The organism is Candidatus Clostridium helianthi (assembly GCF_045310795.1).
Lineage (GTDB): Bacteria > Bacillota > Clostridia > Clostridiales > Clostridiaceae > Clostridium > Clostridium helianthi.
On the sequence record NZ_JBJIAB010000075.1, the window covers coordinates 1 to 7,492 of the forward strand.

Consider the following 7,492-nt stretch of genomic DNA (forward strand, 5'->3'; position numbering starts at 1 on the left):
GCTTAATGCCAGGATTAGTTCCGCTTTTACTAACATTTTTATGTATGTATCTATTAAAGAAGAACGTGAATCCATTATTAATAATCTTTGGATTGTTCGCAGTAGGGATTTTAGGAGTTGCGTCTGGGATATTACAATAAACATTAATTCATAGTCTTATTTTAAGTAAACCATTTTAAATTGAAATTTATTATAGCAGTATAGATTACCTAATTAATATTATAGATTAAAGGTCTAACATTAATTAAATTAGTAGGGTAGTCTATACTTGTATTAAAAACAATATTCTCATGATTATATAGTGAATTTAATCGTAAAGTAAACGTTACCTAAGACAGAGGAGTTCATATAGTACAGTAAATTCTTATGAAAGTACAAATTTAAAATTACTAAAATAATTATATTTATAGAATCAAAGGATAAACATTTCTAAAAATAATGATAAAAGGGGTAAAAAAATGAAAAAATTAAAGTTAAAGTTAATAGCGATAACAGTTGCAACCATGACAACAGCAACATTTACTTCAGTAAGTGCATCAGCAGCTTGGATACAAAATGAAGGGAATTGGAACTATTTAAGTGATTCGGGAGAAATGAAGACAGGTTGGGTTAACGATAATGGTGCGTGGTACTATCTAGATAATTCAGGAACAATGAAAACAGGCTGGGTAAATGATAGTGGTACATGGTACTATATGCAGCCATCAGGAGAAATGAAGACAGGTTGGGTTAACGATAATGGTGCATGGTACTATTTAGATAATTCAGGAACAATGAAAACAGGCTGGGTAAATGATAGTGGTACATGGTATTATATGCAGCCATCAGGAGCAATGAAGACAGGCTGGATTAGTGATAATGATACGTGGTATTTTGCAGATACATCAGGAACAATGCAAACTGGAGTAGTAAAAATAGATGGAAAAACTTATTATTTAGATGAAACTACAGGAGCTATGAGGGTAGGAGACATAACAATAAATGGAACAACTCATACATTTGCACAGAGTGGAGAAGCAATAGGTTCAGATTTAGTACCAACTAAGACATTTAATTCAAATGGAGTTAAAGTAGCTGAAACAAGTACTCAAGGTAATAGCGATAAAACATCAGATAATAATAAATCAAATACAACAACAACTAGCGAACAAAGCAACTCAACAAGTACTACAAGTAGTGGCAAATCTCACCATAGCAGTAGTAGCAGCGGTAGCAGTACTCAAGTTAATAAAGAAGCGCTAATAAATGCAATAACAATTGCAAAAACAAAATATGAAGCGGCAGTAGAAGGAACTGATGTAGGTCAATATTCAGTGGGATCAAAGGCTATATTTAAAGCAGCGATTGATGCAGCACAAGCAGTTTCAGATAATTCAGGTTCCACGCAAAAAGATATAGATTCAGCATTAATGGCACTTGCATCGGCTACGACTATATTTAATAATAGTATTAATAAAGATGTTGATTCGAGTACTTCAACTAACTATTTAGAAAATTATCGTGAACAGTATCACTATTCTCCGGCTAAGGCTTGGGCAAATGACCCAAATGGAATGGTTTACTTTAATGGAGAATATCATTTATTTTATCAGTATAATCCAGATGCCTCAGTATGGGGACCAATGCATTGGGGACATGCTGTTAGTAAAGATTTGATTCATTGGACAGAGTTACCTATTGCTTTAGCACCAGACGATGGTGGAACAATTTACTCAGGATCAGCAGTTATAGATAAGGATAATACTACTGGTTTCTTTAATGGAATTGAAGGCGGAGGATTAGTCGCGATTTATACTCAAGATTATATGGATAACGGTGCAGAAAGACAAAAACAAAGTATTGCTTATAGTAAGGATAATGGAAGAACGTGGATTAAGTATGAAGGTAATCCTGTAATAGCATCAGACGCTGATCCATTAAATAATTCTGCATTTAGAGATCCTAAAGTATTCTATAATGAAGAAGATAGAAAATGGTTTATGGTAGTAGCAGGAGGTCCATTAAGATTTTTCTCATCAGATAATTTAAAAGATTGGCATCCAGAAGGAATGCAAGATGAAATTCAAACAGAGTGTCCAGATATATATAAATTAGAAGTTGGAGATACTGGAACATATAAATGGGTATTAAGTGAAGGGGGCAGATATTATCGAGTTGGAGATTTCAAAGAAGTAGATGGCGTATGGAAATTCGTTACTGATAATGATGAACATTTACCTATGAATTTTGCTAAAGACTCATATGCTGCTCAAACTTATTATGGTATGAATGAAAACGGTACACCAGATGGACGAAGAATTATGATTAATTGGATGAATAACTGGGATTACTGTAATAATGTCGCTCCTATAACAAAGACTTTTAATGGATCTTTTGATTTACAAACTGAATTAAAATTGGTTAACACAGATGAAGGAATTCGTTTAATACAACAACCAATAGACGAATATAAAACTTTACGTAAATCACCTACAACTTTTGATAATGTCACAATTTCTCCAGATCAGCCTAATGTTATGAGTAATTTATCAGGTAGCCAATATGAAATTGTAGCAGAGTTTGCACCAGATGAAAATACAACAGAAGTAGGATTCAAACTAAGAGTCGGAAAATCTGCAGATCAAGAAACTATAGTTAAATATAACACTGCAACAGGAGAATTAGTTCTCGATCGTTCTAAATCAGGAAAATCACCAAGTGCAGATAAATTCTTACAAGCTTATAGTCAAAAAATGAGCAAAACATCTGATGGTAAGATTCAATTACACATTTTTGTGGATGCTGCCTCAGTAGAGGTGTATGGAAACAATGGTGAAGTAACTGGTTCAGCACAAATTTTTCCTAATCGTTCTAGTGACGGGATTGAAGTATATTCAGTTGGTGGAAACTCAACAGCTACAATTCAATATTACCCATTAAGTAGTATTTGGAATAATGAGGTTGTTGGTAAAGATTCTGCATTAGTGTCATTGAGTGAAGGTGATCTAGGCAAAAAAGTAGGTGATGAATTTACTATTTATACAGCTACAGTTCCAGAAACAGCAGAGCAAGGTGTTACTTGGGAATTTAATCATGATGTCTTAGAAATTGTAAGTCAAGATGATGAAAAAACAACATTTAGAACAAAAAGTGTAGGAAGCACAACTTTAACTGCTGTGTCTAAGGATCAAAAGTCAAGGAAAACAATTAATATAAACGTATATGATAGTAACCCAAGTAGTATAATTGCAAGTTTAACTAATTTTGCTACTGCTGGAGACTGGTATGTAAAGGAGGATAGCTATATAGGAAATAGTTCGGGCGATGGATTTGCGGTAGCAGAGCAAACTTATAATAGTGAAGTAGCATCTACATTAGAAGTTAATGCAGATGTATCAGATGGAAATACTGCAGGTCTTGTGCTATTATCTCAAACTGCAAATCCCAAAGAAGGATCTATTATAGCAAATGTAAATAAAAATGGTGAATATAGAGTGTTTGTATTCACAGGGATTGATGGTAATGGAAATGCCGTTGTTAGTGATTTAAATAGTGGTATAGTTCCAAAAACTGAAGATAATATATATAAATTAAGAGCAGAAATAAATGGTACTCATATTAAGTATTGGATTAATGATGAGTTGGTTTGTGATACCAATCAAAATTATTTTAATACGGGAAGATTTGGATTAAATGTTTATGGAGGAGGGACATCATTTAAAAATGTAACCCTTAATAATGCCACTCCAAGCACTGAAACAAGTGTTTCAGGTTCAGGTTTAACTTTTGATAATACACCAGAAGACTTACATGTTTCTGATGATAGTTATGTAGTAGATGGTGGCAAAAACAACAACGGTTTTGCAATTTCAGACCAGAATATAGATACAAGTCAAGGAACTTATATTTTAGATATAGATTCTAAAATTTTAGGTGATTGGCATAATCAAAATCCAGCAAATGGGGATGTAGCAGGAGTTGTATTACTTGCTCAAGGTGATAATTATTTTGGAGATGGAGGAATTATAGCTAATGTTGGAAAATGGGGTCATTATAGATTATTTGGACAAGTTCCAGATGGAACTGGCGGCATGAAAGAGATTACATTTGCAGAGGGTGATGTTCCAGAAGCACAATATAATAGATACCATTTAAAAGTTGAGATAAATGGAGATCATATTATTTATTGGATAAATAGTAAAAAGGTATGTGATATAACTCAGGATTATTATACAACCGGGAAATTTGGATTGAATGTATGGAATGGAGCATCCGAGTTCAGGAATATAGTACTTAATAGCAATTCTATAGGAAGTGAAATAGCGAAAACTGAGACAACAACAGGAGCGGCAGTAACAGTAGATGAAACAGTAGCAACAGATGTAGCTGGAACTGATACTTCAGGAGATAAAACAACAGGAGCAGATGCAACTGAATCTGGCGTGACAGAAACAGCAGAAAAAGTAAATGAAAATATAAAAAATTAAAGTTTTAATTTTGTGGAAGTAGAGAAATTTAAGCCTAATTATATTTAAATCATTGTAAAGGAATAAGACAATACTATCTAAAACCGAAAGGTAGTATTGTCTTTATAATGTAGAATAGAAATATATATTATTGCTTCTATTAAGTTTGCGTTTATAACAAAAATACTAATAATTCTATTCCATAGTTAAAACAGCTCTAAAGTGAACCTTAGCAGTCATCATTTTTTCATACGCTGAATTTATTTGTTCTAGTGGAAAAGTTTCAACCATTGAGTGTACATTTGTTAGAATACTAAAATTTATAGTATTTTTTCTAGCATTAGCATCTGTGGCTAACCATCCTTGTATACTTCAAGTAGTTTGATGCTATTACTCTGTGATGGTTATTGAACCTGAACCTAATATTACAAGTTTATCATCATATTTGAAAGGTCCAATGTTGTATTTAGCTGAGTTTGCAGGTAAACGACGTGATTCTATTATCTGCTCGTTATCATCTACTATAATCATAAAAATGGTTGCAGAAGAGCCGTTTTGAATATTGTATATAATATTTTCCATTAAGTCTAAGTCTTTCATTCTATAGATACCTTCAGACAAGGTTTTATTTAAAGGTTGTGCCATAACAGTTGGACTTTTTATATTAAATGACAAAAATAGAAAATATAGCAATAAATCTTTTCATTAGATTATCCACCTTCCAAGTTCCTTATAATAAATAAAATATTAACTCATTTAATTCTTATTATGTGAAACTTAAAAAAAACTATTCGAATATTAGGATGTTAAGTAAATTATTGCACAATGTTAAAGTATTAGGGATTATAAAGAAAATACATATATAATGGGTGATCTCAAAAAGGAAGGTACAAATACGAAAGTTGATTTGGTCTAGCTATTCTTATAAAAAATCCGTGCATCAAATAGTGATGCACGGATAAATTACGTTATGTTTCAAGAAATTATGCCACGCTATAAATCTTTACATCTGGGTCAGCGCTCCAAAGTGGCTTTAAGCCGACGAATACATCATTTTGGAACATTGAGCTTGATAGGTAAGCTTGTGCATGTTCTACGCTATCGAAGCCATGAAGTACCTGAACATCCTCATCACGAATTAATAGATCCTTTGTCAAAGCACCTTCAATTGTTTCTAGAAATGGTCCACGATAATCATTATAAACCTTAGCAGCTTCAGGACGTTTAGCTTCCTCGATTTTCATTGTGATTTCTAAATAAGCATTTACTTTCATAAGTATTACCTCCAATTTTTTCATATGACTCATTTTGCTTTCCTGAGTCTGGTATAATTATATTTCAAGCACTCTAAGAGAAAAAGATATCCGTAAATTTATAAGTTACTAATAAATTTCATAGTTACTTGTTAATATATAGACAGCCTTCTATAATAGTTTTAAATTCACTTGAATATGAAAGAGGCGTAGCAATCTGGAATCGCTACGGACTTATAAGAAAGATAGGAGGATAAAATGCCGATATCAGTTTTTTGGACAATGTTAGGATATATGCTGGTTTGCTCTTTTACCCCAGGTCCTGGAAATATTCTAGCCCTAAATACTACAACTCAATTTGGATGGAAAAAAGGAAAACGACTCATTTTTGGAATCTGTGCAGGTTATGCATGTGTGCAGTTTATTTGTACCATGGCCATATATGGATTGAACGCTTATCTCACGCCAGTGCTTATTGCGCTGAAATATATTGGAAGTATATATATGGCTTGGTTAGCGGTAACCATTGTTTTGAGCAAACCACTAAAGGATAAAAAAGATGAAGGAGCGTCATTTAAAGAAGGTTTCTATCTTCAATTTGTAAATGTAAAAATTTATTTTTATATTATGACTCTGCTTATGGTCTATCTTGCTCCACATATTAGTACTTTGCCAGGTTTGCTTTTGGCAGGTGTAGGAGTAGTAAGCGTTGGAGGTGCAGCTTGTTTAACATGGGCATTTCTTGGAATTAAAATGCAGCATATTTACGAAAAATATTACAAACCTATCAATTTTATATTGAGCCTATTTCTGCTGTATTGTGCTTTTGATATTGTAAGGGGGTGAAGTTAATGTATCAACATAAAATGGAGGATGACATCAGGTGTCCACTTGAATATGGACTTGAAATTTTCGGTGGAAAGTGGAAGTCACGAATAATATGCGTTTTGGCTGGAAAAGGAACTTTGCGATACAGTGTACTTCGAAAAGAAATGAGTAATATAACAGATGCAGTTCTGGCATCAACACTAAAAGAACTGATTTCAAATGATATTGTGCTAAGAAAGTCATTTGATGAAATTCCGCCTCGCGTGGAGTATTGTCTTACTGAGAAGGGGAACTCTGTGGTTCCTATTTTGCAGAGTATTTGCAGATGGTCAGGGGCATATCATAAGGAAGATAATGAAAATACAATGACGCAATGTAAAAAATGTGACTATAAGTATGGAAAAGGAGGGATTTTTTAATGGCGATTACTTACATAGAGGAAAAGAAATTTACACAAGAGGAAGTGCAGCAATTATTCTTATCTGTTGGCTGGGTTTCAGGACAGTATCCAAGTCGATTATATAAAGCGCTGATGAATTCTTCTACAGTCTTAACAGCTTGGGATGGAGATAAATTAGTTGGTCTAGTGAGAGTTTTAGATGACAGCGAAATGGTTGCATATATTCACTATGTTTTAGTTAATCCTAATTATCAAGGACAGAAAATTGCTGGAACTATGATTGAAAGGATTAAGAAAAAGTACAAGGATTATTTATATATTGAGATTATGCCAGAGGAGAGAAAAAATGCAGCTTTTTATGAAAGATTTGGATTCAAAATTATGACAGATGGTGTGGCAATGCAACTTTGCAATTTTAACACGTTATAGAATAGGGGCTGTTGCAAAACTAACATAGTTAGTTTTGTAGCGGCTCATTTTTTTAGATATAAAAAATGTGAATTCCGAAGAACTCACATTCATTGTATAATTTACTTATGCTAAAAACCAAATTACACAATAAAGAT

General features: G+C 33.0%; 7 protein-coding genes. 5 read left to right on the forward strand and 2 right to left on the reverse strand.

The features are described from left to right. Together ACJDTP_RS26870 and ACJDTP_RS26875 are read left to right on the forward strand one after the other, a co-directional pair. The coding region (locus ACJDTP_RS26870) for a PTS system mannose/fructose/sorbose family transporter subunit IID (RefSeq protein WP_406762953.1) at positions 1 to 140 on the forward strand (140 nt) is incomplete at its 5' end. A 318-nt stretch (positions 141 to 458) separates the two neighbouring features. After that, positions 459 to 4,466, forward strand: a complete 4,008-nt coding sequence (locus tag ACJDTP_RS26875; protein WP_406762950.1) for a GH32 C-terminal domain-containing protein — start codon at positions 459 to 461, stop codon at positions 4,464 to 4,466. A gap of 369 nt (positions 4,467 to 4,835) precedes the next feature. Here the strand turns inward: ACJDTP_RS26875 and ACJDTP_RS26880 are convergent, their stop codons facing one another. Then, complete coding sequence (locus ACJDTP_RS26880) at positions 4,836 to 5,045, reverse strand: hypothetical protein (protein ID WP_406762951.1); 210 nt, start codon at positions 5,043 to 5,045, stop codon at positions 4,836 to 4,838. A 383-nt stretch (positions 5,046 to 5,428) separates the two neighbouring features. Continuing rightward, the gene (locus ACJDTP_RS26885; RefSeq protein ID WP_023976951.1) at positions 5,429 to 5,719 is read right to left on the reverse strand and encodes a hypothetical protein; all 291 of its coding nucleotides are present in this window, start codon (positions 5,717 to 5,719) and stop codon (positions 5,429 to 5,431) included. Positions 5,720 to 5,956: 237 nt separating this feature from the next. Between ACJDTP_RS26885 and ACJDTP_RS26890 the strand changes: the two genes are divergently transcribed. Genes ACJDTP_RS26890 through ACJDTP_RS26900 form a run of 3 tightly spaced genes read left to right on the forward strand, consistent with a single transcriptional unit; the run spans position 5,957 to position 7,355 of the window. Beyond that, positions 5,957 to 6,544 carry a LysE family transporter gene (locus tag ACJDTP_RS26890; protein WP_406762952.1) on the forward strand — a complete coding sequence of 196 codons (588 nt, stop codon included), beginning with the start codon at positions 5,957 to 5,959 and terminating at the stop codon, positions 6,542 to 6,544. Between the two features lie 5 nt (positions 6,545 to 6,549). Next, entirely contained in the window at positions 6,550 to 6,945 is a 396-nt protein-coding gene (locus ACJDTP_RS26895; protein WP_039768933.1) for a winged helix-turn-helix transcriptional regulator, read from the forward strand. Next, a complete protein-coding gene (locus ACJDTP_RS26900; protein ID WP_087702502.1) occupies positions 6,945 to 7,355 on the forward strand; it encodes a GNAT family N-acetyltransferase in 411 nt (136 codons plus the stop codon). The genes ACJDTP_RS26895 and ACJDTP_RS26900 overlap by 1 nt, the downstream gene beginning before the upstream one ends. The last annotated feature ends 137 nt before the right edge of the window (positions 7,356 to 7,492 follow it).

Excerpts from the sequence above, each read along its gene's own strand:
- ACJDTP_RS26875 (WP_406762950.1), top strand. The coding sequence starts at position 459 with ATGAAAAAATTAAAGTTAAAGTTAATAGCGATAACAGTTGCAACCATG.
- ACJDTP_RS26880 (WP_406762951.1), bottom strand. The coding sequence starts at position 5,045 with ATGAAAGACTTAGACTTAATGGAAAATATTATATACAATATTCAAAAC.
- ACJDTP_RS26885 (WP_023976951.1), bottom strand. The coding sequence starts at position 5,719 with ATGAAAGTAAATGCTTATTTAGAAATCACAATGAAAATCGAGGAAGCT.
- ACJDTP_RS26890 (WP_406762952.1), top strand. The coding sequence starts at position 5,957 with ATGCCGATATCAGTTTTTTGGACAATGTTAGGATATATGCTGGTTTGC.
- ACJDTP_RS26895 (WP_039768933.1), top strand. The coding sequence starts at position 6,550 with ATGTATCAACATAAAATGGAGGATGACATCAGGTGTCCACTTGAATAT.
- ACJDTP_RS26900 (WP_087702502.1), top strand. The coding sequence starts at position 6,945 with ATGGCGATTACTTACATAGAGGAAAAGAAATTTACACAAGAGGAAGTG.